This window comes from Aphanizomenon sp. UHCC 0183 (assembly GCF_009712065.1).
Taxonomy (GTDB): Bacteria; Cyanobacteriota; Cyanobacteriia; order Cyanobacteriales; family Nostocaceae; genus Dolichospermum; species Dolichospermum heterosporum.
Genome location: NZ_VILC01000006.1, coordinates 76,765 through 94,548 on the forward strand (window position 1 = coordinate 76,765; position 17,784 = coordinate 94,548).

A 17,784-nucleotide genomic window follows, 5' to 3' on the forward strand; every position below is an offset into this window, starting at 1 on the left:
CCCCAATGTTTATGGATTTATGGACGCAGGAAGATAATTAAGAGAAATGAACCACGTTCGCGTAGCGTCCCGTAGGGATAGGTACGAAGAACACGAAGAAGGAAGAGAAGAAGAAGGAAGAAAGAAGACAATAGAAAATTATATTTCTCTAGGACTTACTCTCTGCGACTCTGCGCCTCTGCGTGAAATAAATTCATATTCACCAAAAACAAAAGTCGTATGTTTCTATTGTTTATTTAACATTTTCATTGGCCAAATTACGGCTTTTGCTCCTAAGATTTTGGAGTAGATTTTTCCTTGATGATCATGAATAATGAAGTTGACTGTTGCACCTGTGTCGGTTTTGGCTATGATTTCACAGGAAACATAAAATGGGACGTTGAATGGTACTGCTAGATATTGTTCACAGTATGTTAATTGTCCGGGTAAACAAACTTCTTTATGGATATAATTTAACCATAGCCATAATGTTTGGGTACTCAAATCAATGATGTAAGGGTTATGCCATTTTACGGGAAATTGTCCTTGTTCTTTGGCTGTGATTTCTTGCCAACAACATTCGGCTGTGAGTTTTTCTGAGCTAATATTTAAAACTTTGGTAATTTTTTGGAATGCGGGACCATGAAATAGGGATAAATCACCATTTTGATAGAAGTCTTTGGCTGTATCAGTGACGATATTATCTTCTCTGAGATCCATTGCTTCATAAATGGGTGCTTCTGGCATATTTTTTACCAGTTTTATCAGAGAACTAAAGTGATAATGAGTTCTACCTTCGGGGGTTTTACTCAATATTTTGGTCTGAAATTCGACAAAATCACCATCAACTTTGGCAACTTCTTGGATTTCTAGAATATGTTCTTTAGCTAAGGTAGAATTAAAGGTAATTCCTTTTAAAACTTTGAAGTCTTGGCAACTGAAATATGTGTAACCTGGATAAATTTCTTCACAGCCATTTACCATCCATGATTTAGCACAGGTTGCTGGTAAAACTGGTGAACCTGCAATTGTATGATCATGCAAAAATGGATTTTCTGCTAATGTCATTCTTCTGCGAATACGATAGCTACGAAGTTCTAAACCTAAAGGAGCAGGTGGTAGTTTCATGGGACTACCAATCACAACTTGTGGATGATCTTGATAGGCTGGATGTAGTTCATTAACTAACATTTGTGTCCCAACTTCTACGGGAATAATACTAATTCCTCTTTCTGCAAATGCTTTTTTTAATTGTGGTGTCACCATGCCACTATCCCAACCACCCCAGTTAATTGCCACTACATGACAATTGGGGTTATATTGTTTCATTAAGTGGGCTGATTTACTGAGAATTTCGTTAGCGATCGCATAATCACTTTGACCAATATTACCATAAAATCCAGTCACGGACGAAAACAATACTAAATGTTGTAGCTGCTGAGGATTAACACAATTGAGGAGATTTTCTAAACCCTGAACTTTGGCTGTGTAAACTTTCTCAAAATCATCTTCTGTCTTTTTTTCAATTAACTTATCGGCTAAGTTACCAGCACCGTGAATAATTCCGGTAATTTGACCAACTTTATCAGAAATTTCTTGTAATTTAGCTTGCAATTTTACAGTATCGGTGACATCAACACTGATATATTCAGCCGTTCCTCCTGTCGCTTCAATAGCTGCTAAGGTCTTCTTAATTTCTCGACTAGAATGAATTTGATTAAATATCTTTTGTACCATCATGGGTGTTGGTTTCTCACCTTGAGAAATCAAATTTTCCATAATGCGCTTTTTCAAAGCAGAATCTTCCACGCAATCACGAACATATTCGGGTTCTGTGGTAATTTCTGAACGACCTAAAAGAATAAACTTACAACGTTGATGTTGAGCTAATTTAATAGTACATTGAGCAGTGATTCCCTTTGCGCCACCACTGACAACAAAGACAGAAGATGGACTAACTTGAACAGTTGCAGTCATAACTATGATTTATGGGATTTATTTGATTAATATGTCGTAACTATGATTTATGTGATTTGTTTGATGAAAATGTCGGAACTATGATTTGTGGGATTTGTTTTATAAAGATGATTAATTGATTGATAAATAAACAAGTAACTCAATCAAAAAAATCAAAGAAATCAAAAAAATCATAGTTTAGACATTGACTAATCAAACAAATCACAGTTTAGACATTACTCACTTTTTGCCACCAGCGTTACCCGTCCTTGATCACCATAACCAACTTCGCCAATATAGCGATTAGAATCATGTAATTCAGCCACAATATATTGGGCAGATTCGTGAGGATCTAAAGTGGGATTTAGGTCAATCGCTCGGAAGAATACCTGTGGCCATTCCCAGCGCAAACTTTTTGTTAAACCAAACAAACCGGCACTAATTGGACTAAAATTAGTTTGATGTCCTAAACCAAATTCACCGTCAAGATGGGCAACTGTACAAAAACTGGTTTTTCCTGGTAAAGATGCGGCATTATTCAAAGTTGCTTTCAGATGTTTAGCCATTAAAAACACTTGTTTAATAATTGCCTTTTCTGCTTCTGGATAGGAAATATGTCCAGGTTTTTCAGGAGTAAATTGAGGATGTAGGTGAACAAATGCCCCAATCGGTCCGTGTTTAGTAGTCACACTTTGCAATAATAATTGCAGATGTTGTTCACTCATATTTGCCAATGTGACGCGGGTAACACCTGTGGGTAATGGCAATTGCGATGCAACTAATGATTGGGGGAAACTCAAAACTACAACTTTCCAACCTTGTTCTATCAGTGCGTGGACTACTTTGCTAGTAGTTAAAGAACCATCATCAGTAATTAAACCAATGTGTCCTTCGGGTAACTGCGCTTCTAAAAAATCTGGTCTGGGTAAGGTTTTAAGTTGAGCGGGACGACGGGGAAGATTAGGGTCTACGATGGGGGGTGGGGTGAGAGAATCCAGGAGAGGGCGCAGTCCCTGCGCCCCTACGCTGGTGGTTGTTACCGGGTTAACATCAATGTGCGGCTTTTTTTTTTCACCTCCCACCAGTGATTGGAGGTAGTTAACGATTTGCCCGATTGTCCGGAGGTCGCCTAATTCTTCTATATTGGGTTTGGGTAAGTCAGGATACGCTTCCTGCATTGCTCCGAGTATTTCTACCCGTTTGATGGAATCTATCCCTAAGTCGGCTTCCATGTCCATGTCCAGTTCTAGCATTTCGACTGGATAACCTGTTTTTTCGCTGGTGATGTTTAACAGGGTTTGTCCTAAATCTGCATATTCGTTGCTGGGGACTGGGGACTGGGGAATGGAAACTGGTTCTGGTATTACTTCTTCTGTAACCTGTTTTGCTTCTACTTCTTCTTTTACCTCTAAACTGTCACCTGTCACCTGTAACCTGTCACCTTTTACCAGATATTCGACAACTTGACCAATGGTACGTTTTTCTGCCAGTTCTTCCAGGTTGGGTTTAGGCAAGTTGGGATATAATTCCTGCAATCCTCCCAGAATTTCTACTCGTTTAATGGAGTCAATTCCTAAGTCGGCTTCCATATCCATATCGAGTTCTAGCATTTCGATAGGATAACCAGTTTTCTCGCTGGTAATGCTTAAGAGGTTGTTAGCTAGATCATCCAGATTTAAGTTGCTGGTTACAGGTGTGGGTTCTGGGATAAATACAACTGGGGACTGGGGAATAATAATTGGTTCAGGTTCAATGACTGGTGCTGCAATTACAGGTTCTGCAATTTGAACTTTTGGCTCAATTACTGGTAATGGTTGAGAGGGAATAATGGTGGCTGTGGGAGGGACAGGTGCTTCTTCTGGAGTAACACTAACATTTGCAGGTGCTATTTCTTGGGTGTCAGAAATAAGTTGAGAATATTCTTCTTGAATGAGTTGGAAAAAGTGTTTGGTATATTCTATCTGTTCCCGCAGATATTGTTCATGAATACGGAGGGTTTCACTTTGTTGGGAATGAAACTGAATCATACTCCGCTCTAAGCTTTCCATGATTACTTGCTTAATTTGAGCAGCTTGGGCGGAGGATTTAGCATTAGCAAATAAGGTGTTTTGCTGCTGCATTAATTGGAAGAAGGTTTTGGCGTATTCTATTTGATGGTTGAGATAGGTGCTGTGAACTTCTAAATTCTCGCTTTGGTTGTGCTGGAACTGGCTCAGAAGTTGTTCTAAGCTGGTGAGAATTTGTTGGCAATTTATAAGTTTATCTGGTGTTTGCATCTTCTCGCTGGATTGGGGCGCGAACAGTTCTGGACTGGATTGTTTTTGAATGGTTGCAGTGGTAGTCATCTGATGCTGTAGCTGGAACTGGGTTTCAATGAGGGGTTGTTTTTTGTGTCCGTTACCGTTACCGTTGCCGTTATGTTCGTTGGTTGGAGCAATTCTGGCAATTACAGGGGTTTCTATTTCGGAAATATTGGGTGTGATTTCGGAAATATTGGGCGCGATTTCGGAAATATTGGGCGCGGGCCCCGCGCCCCTAATGATTTTGTGTCCGTCCTGTAATGCTTCTTTGAAGGCGTTTTTGGTTTTGTCGGAAATGTAGTTGATGCCAGTTAATTTGACGCTGAGGGTCTTTTTGGTGGCAATGGGGGAAAGTATGGCAGGAAGTTTGTAGGGGTCAAGATTGCCCAAATTCATGCCAATAACGCGCAATTGGACGGCTGCTTCTCTGAGGGAGCGATCGCTGTTTTTGGAGGCGCTGGGATTGAGAGATATGGTAAGATGGGGGCGATCGCCTAAAATATCTTTCACCAAGTTACTCAACACCCGTTTTGGTCCAAATTCTACGAAGCAATAACCACCAGCAGCATAGATATTTTCAATCTCCTGTTTAAACAGTACCGAACTAGCCAAATGGCTTTCTAAATTCTTTTGAATCGCCGCTGCATTTTGCGGATAATGTTTACCAGTGACATTACTAAAAACCGGAATTTGCGGACTTTGGAAAGTTACCGACTTAGTCGCAATAGCAAAAGACTTTTGTGCGAAGGCAATCAACGGAGTATGGAAAGCCGCAGACACAGGCAATAAAATCGCACTATATCCTAACTTTTCGCAAGCATCTTGAACTTTTTGAATTTCTAACTTTGGTCCTGCTAAAACAATTTGGGTAGGAGAATTAAAGTTAGCAATACTTACTTTTGGAAACTGCTTCAGCACCGGTTCAATTTTGCTGATATCTTCCTTCACCGCTAACATACTACCAGCATCATGATCTGGGTCTTTGGGTGCGGCCATTGCTTGTCCTCTAGCTTTCACTAGGAACAAATAATCAGCCTCACTCAACACTCCCGCAGCCCACAAAGCCGTTAATTCACCAAAACTATGACCAGCGGTGAAATCTGCCTTAAAACCAGCCTGTTGCAAAATTCCATACAAACCAGCACTAAACACCCCAATTGCCGGTTGTGCATATTCGGTTCTTTGCAAAGTTGCAACTTGGGCTTTTTTCTCAACTTCATCAAAAGTAGAACGAGGGAAAACCACTTCAGAAACCGGTTGCAAATTGCTTTGCTTGAACAGATGATCCATCTTCCCATATAACTGTCGCAAGCTGGGGAAATTCATCACCGCCTCTCGTCCCATTTCCAAGTATTGAGAACCTTGTCCAGAGAATAAAGCGACAACCTTTCCACCTAAATCCATGCCAGTAGCACGGTAATAAATACCTTGAGGATGTTCCCAAGAAATTGCATCAGGCTTACTTTTTAATAAACCAATTCCCACTTCCAGCAACTTACAAGCTTCTTGTAAATTCTCAGATACAAATCCAATTCTGACCGCAGTTTTAGGAATAGTTAGAGATTGACAATCTAGAACTAATTGGGAATAGGATCTTTCCCCATCATCAGCTTGCAAATTATTTAAAGTCGCTTCTAACTTGCTAATTAATTCCGCGTGAGTAGCACCAAAAAACAGCACCTCACCCGCAGCACCATGTAAACGATAGGAACTTTGTTGTTCCGGTTCGTATTCTTCCAAAACAACGTGGTAATTTGTGCCACCAAAACCAAAAGCACTCACCCCCGCCCGTCGAGGAGTTTCACCTTCTGCCTTTATCCAAGGTCTAGTTTGAGTATTTAGATAAAAGGAAGAATTTTCAATATCTAATTTGGGATTTGGTTCAGTAATATTGATAGTTGCTGGCAATACTTTATGATGCAAAGCTAGAGCAGTTTTAATTAAACTAGCAGTACCAGCAGCAGCTTTTGTATGTCCAATTTGCGACTTCACACTTCCCAAAGCAATATGTTGTTTTTGGCTGTCAAATTTCCCAAAGAAATCCTGCAAAGAACTAAATTCTATCGGATCTCCAGCCATTGTCCCTGTACCGTGTGCTTCCATTAAACCCACAGTTGCCGGAGAAAAACCAGCATCATCATAAGCTCGTTCTAAGGCTTTAACTTGTCCTTCTTTTCTAGGGGCATAAATACTCTTATAACGCCCATCACTAGAAGTACCAATTCCCTTAATTACCGCATAGATTTTATCCCCATCTTTTTGGGCATCTTCTAGGCGTTTGAGGAGAATCATCCCAATGCCTTCACCTAACATCATGCCATCGGATTTAGCATCAAATGGTTTCACATTATCGCTAGGAGTAACCGCCGGAGTTTTGCTGAAGGAAATGTAAGCCATGATGGTGTTATCGGTGTCTACTCCACCGGTTAACATCATGTTGCTACGATGTTCAACTAATTCACTAATGGCCATTTTTAATGCCCCAAAGGAACTAGCACAAGCTGCATCAACTACACAGTTTGTACCACCAAAGTTGAGACGGTTAGCAATTCTGCCAGCAACCACATTTGCTAACATTCCAGGGAAAGCATTTTCATCCCATTTCACATAAGCAGATTTGATTTTATCAACGATTTTTTTGGTATCTTCGTCAGATAAACCACTGCTTTTGAGAACTTTTTCCCAAATTGGATATTCTAATCTGGCAGCTAATGGCATTCCCAATTGTTTGCCCATAGCCACACCCAAAATCACGCCGATATTTTCGCGGCTAAATTCACGGGAGTCGCTATAACCAGCATCTTCCATTGTTTCTTTAGCAACTACTAAACTTAATAGTTGAGAAACATCTGTAACTTCTAAAATGCTGGGAGGAATTCCGAATTCCATCGGATTAAAATCAACTTCAGGAATAAAACCACCACGTTTACAATAAGTTTTATCTTCTGCTGTTCTCGGATTAGGATCATAGTAATCTTCTACACTCCAATGGCTAGAAGGAACATCCGTAATACAGTCAATTTTATTAACAATATTTTGCCAGTAATCCCTTAATGTTCTCGACTGAGGCATTAAAGAAGCCATGCCAATAATAGCTATAGGAGTTGTGTGCAGTTTTCTATTAATTTCGTTCGTTGACATGGAATTTATCGAATTTTCTAAGTTTCCTGAATTCATTTTTCCTTCCTCTATAAACTTCAGCACAGCCTGTTCAAAACTATTAACTTGGGCTTCTAATTCCGTCAAAGAACTTTTTATTGTGTCTATCTTTTGAGGGGGGCAAGACATAGGACATAGACTAATTTTGAGTACCGTGAATTGTGCAGCAGACTATTAACAGATAGTTATCCAATCTGCATTCGTTCGCGCCGCAGGTAAGTTTAAATGCTTGACTTGACAAAATTTTGAGTATTTTTTGGATATTTTTCCACAATTTTAGAACCTTGTATTCGTGAATAAATACTAGAAAATACTCAACTTGTGAAAATGAGATCCAGTCAGCAAATTGTAAAGTCTGTAGGGGCGCAGGGCCTGCGCCCTCGATTATATTGCACCAAGCGTGATTACCGCTATAAAAAGTGTCAATTACATTGTGTTAATAACTGGCAAAAGGACATACTTAAACTGAAGTGGTTTTATCTCGTATTCATTCAATGTTTTACCTATTGGATAACAACGTTGTGTATGTTGATATAGAAATTGCCAGTTTTGAAAGTCCAGGATAACCTATTTTAGATGATTAGACTGATCAAAGCTGCCAAAATCGTTACAAAAATAATAAACACTCTGTGGAGAATTTTGTGAATAGTGAAAAAATACTTAAACAGGTTTTCAATCATCTAGCAGTTGCTAACTTAGTGAGATCCAAAACCCCGGTTTATTCAGGGATAGGTTTTGTTTCTTTAGGCAATCCTACTGTAAAAAACTGCATGGATTTTAGTATTTCTTCCGTTAATGGAAATCAAATCAACAATTTATCTTTCATCTATAAATGTTGAATTAATAAAAAGACTAGCACAATTTATGAAAACGGAATAGTTCATTTTTGCTAATTTTTGGGAGAAAATATTTGTCAAATTACCTCATGGTCAATAAAACATAATTAGCCAAGTATAATTCAGAACTATATTTATCCATAACATATCCTGAGTAATTACGGGTTTAATATCAATCTTAGCTTGATAATTCAAGAGTTGCAGTTAAATTGTCTTATAAGTAACTTATAAATAAATCACACAGCCAACATTTGAACATAATTGGGTCTTTTTTGAGCAAACTATCATAATCAAGTCTTTGTTTTTGATGAATTTATAAGATAACTTACCTTTTATAGATAATTGGTTATTTATAAACCAAACATTAATTTATGGGATGTTGAACATTAACCTGTAAACATATCAATTGTGATGAAATATGGACAATTAGCATCTATTTACGATAATTTGCTAAAAAAAGTACAGATTTTTAAATTAATTTATGAGTAATTAAATATAGTATCTAGTCAAGGATTTTCTTGATAAAAACGACTAAATTTAGTTGACAATATCCAAGTTATTTGGGATAATCACAGGTAAGTTTATTGATTTACCTAAGTTATTAGCATCATCACAACTTGGGCAGTGCAGATTTTTATTTCTCCTTAAAGCTATCGTATTTTAGGCTACTTAATCAAATGGCAACTCAACATAAAATTGATAGCATAGCGTGGCATTAGCCATAGATAATTGTAAGTAAAAAACCGCTAATTTGGGTATTTATAACAGCTAAAATGCTGATAACAATTCATACATAAATAATTAGACATATCTCTGATCTAAAAGCAACAGAGAATAAGTCTATAAACATGACTGGGAATTTTAGATTTTAGATTAAAAAACTTGGTACAAGTCCCCAATCGTCAATCCCAAATCTAAAATTTTCGAGCTTCTACACTTTAGGTTGGAGTCAATCCAAAATTGAGTGACAAGTATTTTTCCGAAATAATACCATTGGAATAAAAATATGGCAGTAAATAAAGAACGCCAACTATTCAACCTGACTTCATTAAAATGGAGAATAATTCTAGCAACTTCTCTAACTTTCTCTACAGGTTTAGTATCTTTATACATTTTCCATCAATTAAAGACCAATTCTCAAACTCAAACTCCTGCTGTTAGTTCCGTTATTAAATCTCAATCCACTCCTGTTAAAGTTGCCGTAACTGCTTTAGGAAGATTACAACCACAAGATAAAATTACTTATTTATCTGCTCCTAATTCTGTCAATGGTGTTCGCGTAGAAAAATTATTGGTAAAGGAAGGAGATAATGTTAAAAAAGGACAAGTATTAGCCTATCTAGAAAACTATGCTCGTTCTCAAGCAGCTATCCAACAAACATTTGATAAATTATTAATTGCCAGAACTAAACTTGCACAGGTACAAGCTGGAGCAAAAACTGGAGATATCAATGCTCAAAAAACCGCAATTACTAGATTAAATTCCCAATTAAAAGGAGACGCTGCGGCTCAAACAGCAACAATCAACCGCATTCAGGCTGAAGTCGAAAATGCACAAAAAGAGAGCGACAGATATCAACAATTATCAAAAGCTGGTGCTGTTTCTGCTTCTGTTGCTGATACTAAAAAGTTAGTTCTCAAAACCACACAACAGCAGTTAAAAGAAGCCGAAGCTACTCTCAAACGCACACAAGACACATTACAAGATCAACTTAAAGAAGGAAAATTCAAACTTAATAGTCTTAAGGAAGTCAGGACTGTAGATGTAGAGTTAGCAAAAACTGAAGTTAAAAGTGCAGAAACTGCAATTAAACAAGCAAAAGCTGACCATGATTTAACTTATATTACTTCTACTATAGACGGCACAATTTTAAGAATTCACACCAAAAATGGCGAAGTAATTGGTACTTCTGGTTTTGCAGAAATTGGTAATACGTCAAAAATGCAGGTTCTAGCAGAAGTATATCAAACCGATATTCAAAATGTTCGAGTTGGACAAAAAGCTATCATTACCAGCACTACATTTCCTGGCAAATTACAAGGAACTGTTAGAGAAGTTGGTTGGCAAGTTGATAAACAAGGCATCTTTAGTATTAATCCCAATTCTGACGCAGACCGGAGAGTAATTGAAGTCAAAATATCTATTGATGATTCCACCGATAGTCAAAAAATATCTCGCTTAACTAACTTACAAGTTGATGTTGCTATCCAGATTTAGTCATTGGTTATTAGTCATTGGTCATTGGTCATTGGTCATTGGTTATTAGTTATTGGTTATTAGTTATTTTCTAAAACTGACAACTGACAACTGACAACTAACAACTGACAACTGACAACTGACAACTGACAACTGACAACTGACAACTAACAACTAACAAATAATATGAATATCAAAATTCCTTTAGGGTGGCTACAGCTTGCCCAACAGAAACTTCGTTTTGTAATAGCTGTAGCCGGAATTGGCTTCATTGTCCTGTTAATGTTCATCCAGCTTGGTTTCCAAGATGCACTATATTCTAGCGCCACAGCACTACATCAACGATTGCACGGTGATTTATTTTTAGTTAGTTCTCAATATAAATCTTTGACAGCAATTCAAAGTTTTTCTCGGACTCGATTATACCAAACTTTAGGTTTTGATGGCGTGGATTCCGTTAGTTCAATTTATTTGCAATTTGCAAAATTAAAAAATCCTGTCAGTGGTGAGAAATATTCAATTTATGTCATTGGTTTTGACCCTGGAAAATCCGTACTAGATATTCCAGAAGTCCAACAAAATTTGGATAAACTCAAAATTCCTGATGTTATGCTCTTTGATAGAGATGCCCGTCCAGAATTTGGACCAATAGCAGAATTATTTAATCAAGGAAATATTAAACAAGCAATTGAAATCTTTCCCTTTGATGCTGTCAAAGGTTATCGAGTGAGAGTAGGTGGTTTATTTAGTTTAGGACCGTCCTTTGGTGTTGATGGTAATTTAATTGTGAGTGATTCAACTTTTCTAAGAATCAACCCTAATAGCCGTCCAGTTGAAAAAATAGATATGGGAGTGATTAAACTCAAAGATGGTGCGGATATAAAACGGGTTCTAGCAAATTTAAAAGCCAATTTACCAAAGGACGTTCAAATATTTACTCGCCAAGAATTTGTCGCTTTTGAAAGACAATATTGGTCGGTTAGAACCCCCATTGGTTTTATTCTTAATCTGATGCTCATCATGGCTTCTGTTGTGGGTGTGGTAATTGTTTATCAAATTTTGTATAGCAATATTGCTACTCAATTTATTGCCTATGCAACTTTAAAAGCTATTGGTTATGCTAATGGATATTTATTGAATGTGGTTTTTCAACAAGCAATAATCTTGGCATTATTAGGTTACATTCCTGGTTTTATTGTTTCTATTGGTTTATATGATTTTGCTATGAGGGCAACTAAATTACCCATCATGATGACAAGTAATAATGCCTTACTTGTTCTAGTCTCTACAGTCTTAATTTGCATTACCTCTGGAGCTTTAGCTATTAATAAACTTCGTTCTGCTGATCCGGCTGATAGTTTCTAGGAATTTGTTGCATCTCAAATTAATCAACTTCTGCTAAATATTTAGCAAATTAACACCAACTAAAGATAGAAGTTTAATGTTATTCACAACGGTAAAATGCTTTTGCAAATACAATACTTCGTAGTTGCATTTAATCGCAATTTTTCAACTTAGATTGTATAACTTTTTCATTACCGAACACTTATCTACATCCCCATGAACTTACAAAATAAAACTCTGCTAATTACTGGAATTGATGAATTTATTGGCTTACGTGCAGCCGAATTAGCTGTAGCGCAAGGCATGAAAGTTAAAGGTATTCAAAGTTCTCCAGTTAAAGATCAAACATTCCAAAAATTAGGCGTAGAAATTTTTGTCGGTAATATCACTGACCCAGCAATTTGCTCGAAAGCTTGTCAGGGAGTAGATATAGTTTTACATAACGCTCAATTTGCCGAAGAAGCGGGGGATATTAAGCATTTTAGAGAAATAAATGTCAGCGGTACTGTAACCATTGCTAAGGCTGCTAAACAAGCTGGTGTGAAGACATTTGTTCATCTTTCGACTGCCTTAGTATATGGATTTGATTACTCAGATAAAGTCACAGAATCAGGTGTGCTGTCTGGGGAAAATAATGCTTATTGTCAAACAAAAATTGAGGCGGAAATCGAAGTTTTAAAACTCAATAATGCTCCAGAATTTGGAGTAATTGTGATTCGGGCTGGTGATGTTTATGGGCCAGGAAGTCTGCCTTGGATTGTCCGCCCGATTCAGATGATGAGACAAAAATTATTTGCCTATGCTAATGAAGGCAAGGGTGTAATGAATCATCTATATGTAGATAACTTAATTGATGCCATCTTTTTAGCTATAGAAAAATCGGTTTATGGAGAGGTTTTTAATATTACCGATGGTAAAGAAACTTCTTGGAAGGAGTATTTTATTCATTTAGCATCATTGGAAAATTTACCAGCGCCAATGTCTTTACCTAAAGAGGAAATGAAATTATTTCTAAAAGTGCGTCTTCAGGGGCAAAAACTATTTCGGAAAAAGGCAGATATTCTGCCAGAATCAGTTGATTTTATGAGTCGTCCCTATGCCTATTCTATTGCTAAAGCAGAAAGTGTTTTGAATTACCAAGCTAAGGTTGATTTAGCGGAAGGAATGCGCCGCACTCATGAATGGTTGCAAAAAACTGACCTTCAAAAATTAATGAAATAATACCTAGATTTTAGGAATTTGTGCATGAATAACTCTCAAGCAAAGTTAAGTATTGGATTACCTGTATATAATGGGGAGAAATTTCTTGAAAAATGCCTAGATTCGCTATTAGCACAGACATTTTCTGATTTTGAGTTAATTATCTCGGATAACGCATCTACAGATAATACTGAGGCTATTTGTAGGACTTATGCAGCCCAAGATCAACGGATTCGTTACTATCGTAATGAAACTAATATTGGTTGTGCTTGTAACTTCAATCGTGTTTTTGAATTATCTCACAGTGAGTATTTTAAATGGGCTGCTTATGATGATTTGCACGCCCCCGATTTTATTGAGAAATGTATGGATGTATTGGAAAAAGATCCAACATACATTTTATGTCACTCCCACACATATTTTATTGATGAGCAGGGAGAATTTATCCAAAATTATGACATTAAACTCAATACTAATTCTCTAAAAGCTCATCAAAGATTTCATGAATTACTAACTAAACATTTGTGTTATCAAATTTATGGAGTTATTCGCAGTAGTTCATTAAGACAAATACCTCCTATGGGTGGTTATGGGAATGCAGATGGAATTTTATTATTAAGGCTGGGGATGCTGGGAAAATTTTATGAAATTCCCGAATATCTATTCTTTGCGAGAATCCATCCTCAACAATCCCTGAGTATGTTCTTTCCTGATTATTTGTCATTTAATCAAAATAATCCCCAGTATTCATTGAATATGTTGCCTAATTTTTATGATTATGCAGTCTGGTTTGATTCAACGAATAAGGGAAAAATTTTGTTACCTCATTGGCGAATTTTACAGGAATATTGGGTTTCTATTCATCATAGTCAACTTAATTGGTATGAGCAAATTTTGTGCCATATCAGCATCGCTAAAAAGCTATCAGGTACAGAATGGTTATTGGTGAAAGATTTCTTAATGGCTGCCAAAATGTTGTTTTTGCGTAAGTTTAGTTATCAAACCTGAACTATAGCAATATTAAGTAAGTAGGTTGGTGTTGAAAATTGTCGTTATGGCAAGGCAAAAGGCAAGAGGCAAGAGGCAAGAGTGAAGAGGGTTTGGGCGATTTTACATTTCTTTACACAGTTTGGTTTTATTGTGTTCACCTACTTAGTCGGACAAAATTAAATTCACTCGTTGAGAGAGGGAACAGGGAACACTTCGACAAGCTCAGTGCATCGCAGGGAACAGGGAACAGAAAAATCAGTTGTGTAATTAATTCTGTCCCATTACTTAGCAATTTATTGGACAACAAATCACTTTTAGTAGTAAAAAACTACTATTAAATTCCTCTAAACTTATTACGGGTGAAATATTGATCTATGTTGAAAATATTCCAAGTTAGTAATTTCTTGCTTGCTACTTTACTAACTGTTAACTTCACAGACATAGCCTATGCTGAATCAACAGGATCTTTAACTGTGGTTGTTAATGGTATTACTAACAAAACTGGGGAAATTTGTATGAGAGTTTATAACTCTGAAAAAGGATTTCCCGATAATGCTAAAAGTGAAGTTAAAAGTGGTTGTACTAAAATTACAGGTAGTTCTATAAAGCGGGTATTTTCTGGATTAAAACCGGGAACTTATGCTGTAGCTGTAGTTGATGATCAAAATGGCGATCGCAAACTCAATAAAGACTTTTTCGGAATTCCTCAAGAGGGCTTTGGAATTTCTAAAAATCCTACTGTTTCTATCAGCACTGGCTCACCTAAGTTCAATAATTCCAGCTTCAAAGTTGACAAGAATACTACCATTAACATCTTTCTCAAGTATTCTCTTGATCCCTAATTGGGAATTAGACATAACTCTTCACCTCTGACTATTGGGCGGAGAAACCCCGCCCCTACTGACTCCCTTCTAAGACTATAGAAATAATGCCAGATTTTATGATATTTCTATCTAAGTCTTTGTTCGGCTGGCTGGTAATTCAAACTTGTTTAACGTTAGTATTTTTATGGTATTTACGTTCACACAAACCCAAGTCATTACCAGATGAACAATTACCAAAAACGGCAGTAATCCTCTGTTTACGGGGTGCTGATCCTTTTTTACCTAATTGTTTGCGATCGCTCTTACAACAAAACTACCCAGAATACGATTTAAAGCTGATCATTGACAGTAAAGAAGATCCAGCTTTGAAAATTGCCACCGAAACAATCAATCAACTAGGTGCAACCAACGTTGAAATTAGCACATTAAGAGCAGTTCGTCATAATTGTAGCCTTAAATGCAGTTCCTTAGTTCAAGCTGTTTCTGATTTGAATAATGCCTATCCAATTATAGCTTTTATAGATGCTGATACTGTAGCTCATCCTAATTGGTTACGGGAATTAGTTACCCCCCTTATTGATGATCAAGTTGGACTCACCACAGGAAATCGTTGGTATCTTCCCACAGGTAATTATTGGGGTTCATTAGTTCGCTACTCTGGTAACGTTTCCACCGTAGTGCAAATGTTTCTCTTTCAAATTCCCTGGGGTGGAACATTAGCAATCAAAACAGAAGTATTAAACCGCATCAACCTTTTAGATAAGTGGGGAGAAGTATTAACAGATGATATGCTTCTCCATAAACTTATCAAGCAAGAAAAGTTACAAATCAAATTTATTCCTTCTTTATTGATGCTAAATCGGGAGGAAAGTAGTCTACGTAACTTACTAGAATCATTAAAAAGGTTAATAATTGGTTCTAAACTTTATCATCCCCGGTGGTTAGCCATAATCAGTGAAGCATATTCTAGTATCATCGTCCCCAATGCAGTCATCATCGTTATTTTTCAGCTATTGATTGAGGCTCAATGGGACGCAGCCGCCTTGCTATTTTCCGCCTATATTTCCTATACCATTGGCTTAGTCCTGCTAATGCTATTGATGGAATTTGGCATACATAAAGTGCTGCACAATCAAGGTGAAAAAATACCCAAATTGTCGCCTTTAATCATCCTAAAAATGTTGATAGTTATTCCCCTAACACAATGGGTTTACGGGTTAACAATATTATCTTCTTTGTGGGTATCAACAATTACTTGGCGTGGACTTACTTATCGCATTAAAGGGCGTGAAAATATTCGGTTAATTGAATATCGTCCTTACCAATGGCTAGATCAACCAATTGATCCCAAAGCATCTCTTTAAGTAATATTGCTCGGCTAACTAAATGTAAGTAGGTGAACACAATAAAACCAAACTGTGTAAAGAAATGTAAAATCGCCCAAACCCTCTTCACTCTTGCCTCTTGCCTTTTGCCTTGCCATAACGACAATTTTCAACGCTCACCTACTTAGGTTGGGTTGAGAAAACCCAACATATTTATTTAAGAGAATAGGGAAATTTTAGATTTTTTATTTCACTTCAATATCTAAAATTCCCAATTCAACAATTATTATAAACCAGCGCATCAGTAATCTATTTTTGCAAAAAATATTTCCTCAAAGTCATGAAAAATAAACCTCTTCGCATCGCTTTATTTACAGGATTATATGCCCCATTTTTAACCGGAGTTTCTGTCGCCGTTCATCAACGAGTTCACTGGCTATTAAAACAAGGACATGAAGTTTTTCTAGTTCACCCAGAAATCAATAATAAATATCCTAAACAAGTGGGAAATCGTCCTATGTTGGGAATAGAAGAACTAGAAACATTTATTAATTTTTCCTCCTATTCATTCCCGACGGAACCACTGATATTTTATAAATCTTTACCCCAACCATTAAACCATCGTCATTGGAGTGATACAAAACTACTTAATCACTTTCAACCCGATATTATTGTTGTTGAAGAAGCCCCACAAATGAGAGGTTTATATTCTGGCTTCCTACAAGGTTATGGGCGTTCTGTGGGAGTACAATATGCCAAAAAAACCAAAACACCCATTATTTCAATTTTCCATACAGATATCATTGCCTATATCCAATATTATTTTGGAAATACATTCTTTAACCTAGTTCGTCCCCTCCTACCACTTTTAGTTAAACAATTTAGTGAAACTTACGATTTAAGTTTATTCTCTTCCCGCGAACAATTAACTAAATACCAAAAACTAAGAGCGCAACGTAGCGAATATTTACCCTATCAAGGAATTGATTGCGAAAAATTTCACCCTCGCAATATTTGTTATGATCCAATTCCTGATGATAAACGTCCAACTATTTTATTTGTGGGACGCATTACCCCAGAAAAAAATGTCAATCAACTTTTAGATATTTATCCCCTCATTGCTGCCAAAATTCCCGATGTCCATTTAGTAATTGTCGGTAGCGGTCCCCTAGATGCAGAAATTCGCCGTCGTGCTGAAAAATTCCCCAATGGTGTCACAATTTGGGGTGAATCTCATGGGAAAGAACTTTTAGGTTGGTTTGCAAAAGCAGATATATTTGTCAACCCTTCTGTCACCGAAAATTTCTGTACCACAACCAACGAAGCCTTAGCTTCTGGAACTCCCGTAGTGGCTGTTGTTGCCCCTTCAACCGCTGAACAGGTTATTTCTGGAGTAAATGGTTTTTTAGCTGCACCTAATAGCCCTGAAGACTTTGCCCAAAAGGTAATTACCATACTCGAAGATCCTGATCTTAAAAATCAATTGACTGCACAAGCACGTCCCTCGATTCTAGAATTTGATTGGTCAGCTTGTACCCAAAAGTTTGAAAATAAGCTTTACGAATTGGTTAATATCCGTCGCCAAGTAGATATCTAGTAGTCTGTCAACCCGAAAATGACGGGAGAGGGGGTAGGGGAGGTAGGGGAGGTAGGGGAGGTAGGGGGGGTAGGGGG

Annotated in this window: 9 protein-coding genes; 7 read left to right on the forward strand and 2 right to left on the reverse strand. The window is 37.2% G+C overall.

Annotation, left to right across the window (positions count from 1 at the left end):
- Window positions 1-225: 225 nt before the first annotated feature.
- Both FJR37_RS03285 and FJR37_RS03290 read right to left on the reverse strand, forming a co-directional pair.
- On the reverse strand, window positions 226-1,956 hold the full coding sequence (locus FJR37_RS03285; protein WP_168465287.1) for an SDR family NAD(P)-dependent oxidoreductase: 1,731 nt from the start codon (window positions 1,954-1,956) through the stop codon (window positions 226-228).
- Between the two features lie 215 nt (window positions 1,957-2,171).
- The gene (locus FJR37_RS03290; RefSeq protein ID WP_168465288.1) at window positions 2,172-7,523 is read right to left on the reverse strand and encodes a type I polyketide synthase; all 5,352 of its coding nucleotides are present in this window, start codon (window positions 7,521-7,523) and stop codon (window positions 2,172-2,174) included.
- Window positions 7,524-9,236: 1,713 nt separating this feature from the next.
- Between FJR37_RS03290 and FJR37_RS03295 the strand changes: the two genes are divergently transcribed.
- From FJR37_RS03295 to FJR37_RS03325, 7 genes are all read left to right on the forward strand, one after another.
- Entirely contained in the window at window positions 9,237-10,448 is a 1,212-nt protein-coding gene (locus FJR37_RS03295) for an ABC exporter membrane fusion protein (RefSeq protein ID WP_039204155.1), read from the forward strand.
- A gap of 165 nt (window positions 10,449-10,613) precedes the next feature.
- Window positions 10,614-11,792, forward strand: a complete 1,179-nt coding sequence (gene devC / locus FJR37_RS03300) for an ABC transporter permease DevC (RefSeq protein WP_039204157.1) — start codon at window positions 10,614-10,616, stop codon at window positions 11,790-11,792.
- A 195-nt stretch (window positions 11,793-11,987) separates the two neighbouring features.
- Complete coding sequence (locus FJR37_RS03305; RefSeq protein WP_168465289.1) at window positions 11,988-12,992, forward strand: NAD(P)-dependent oxidoreductase; 1,005 nt, start codon at window positions 11,988-11,990, stop codon at window positions 12,990-12,992.
- A 24-nt stretch (window positions 12,993-13,016) separates the two neighbouring features.
- A complete protein-coding gene (locus tag FJR37_RS03310; protein ID WP_039204160.1) occupies window positions 13,017-13,979 on the forward strand; it encodes a glycosyltransferase family 2 protein in 963 nt (320 codons plus the stop codon).
- Between the two features lie 356 nt (window positions 13,980-14,335).
- On the forward strand, window positions 14,336-14,803 hold the full coding sequence (locus FJR37_RS03315) for a DUF2141 domain-containing protein (RefSeq protein WP_039204162.1): 468 nt from the start codon (window positions 14,336-14,338) through the stop codon (window positions 14,801-14,803).
- Between the two features lie 86 nt (window positions 14,804-14,889).
- On the forward strand, window positions 14,890-16,149 hold the full coding sequence (locus FJR37_RS03320) for a glycosyltransferase family 2 protein (RefSeq protein ID WP_039204164.1): 1,260 nt from the start codon (window positions 14,890-14,892) through the stop codon (window positions 16,147-16,149).
- 301 nt (window positions 16,150-16,450) lie between these two features.
- Window positions 16,451-17,707 (forward strand): glycosyltransferase, encoded by a 1,257-nt coding sequence (locus tag FJR37_RS03325; protein WP_039204165.1) that lies wholly within the window; start codon window positions 16,451-16,453, stop codon window positions 17,705-17,707.
- The last annotated feature ends 77 nt before the right edge of the window (window positions 17,708-17,784 follow it).